This window comes from Nocardiopsis synnemataformans (assembly GCF_965343085.1).
GTDB lineage: Bacteria > Actinomycetota > Actinomycetes > Streptosporangiales > Streptosporangiaceae > Nocardiopsis > Nocardiopsis alborubida.
The window spans coordinates 1-622 of record NZ_CBDRFA010000188.1; the positions used below are offsets into that span (position 1 = coordinate 1).

1 protein-coding gene is annotated in these 622 nt (G+C 66.1%); it reads left to right on the forward strand.

Annotated elements, in window-relative coordinates; translation table 11 throughout:
• Nucleotides 1-622: nuclease/transposase family protein (locus ACSIH6_RS39395; RefSeq protein ID WP_488186070.1), on the forward strand; the 622-nt coding region annotated here is incomplete at both ends.

Consider the following 622-nt stretch of genomic DNA (forward strand, 5'->3'; position numbering starts at 1 on the left):
GTGAAGCTGGTCGTGCAGGTCAAACTCCTACCGGACGCCTCGCAGGCACCGGCACTCGAGTCGACCCTGCGCACGGTCAACGAGGCCGCGAACTGGGTATCCAAGGTCGCCTTCGAGCACGGTGTGCCGCGTGAGTACGCACTGCGCAAGCACACCTACGCCGAACTCAAGGCCCAAGGCTTGGGGGCGCAGGCCGCGCAACACGTGATCAAGAAGACGCGGGACGCCTACACCACACTGGAAGCCAACATCCGCGCCGGCAACCTCGGCAAGCAGGGATCCCAGCGCCGCCGCAAGGCGCAGTCCAAGCCGATCACGTTCGGCCCCCAGGCCGCCCAACCGTTTGACGACCGGTGTTTGAGCTGGCAGTACGACCAGCAGACCGTGTCCATCTGGACCACCGGTGGGCGGCTCAAGAACGTGCCGTTCGCCTGCTCGGCTGCGGCGCTCACGATGTTGCGGGCACACCGCCAAGGCGAATCCGACCTCCTCCAGCGCGACGGGGTGTTCTACCTCGTCGCCACGTGCGAGGTGCCCGAAGCCGAACAGTATGAGCCGGACGGGTTCATCGGTGTGGATCTGGGCATCGCCAACATCGCCACCACGTCCACCGGCTACAGGG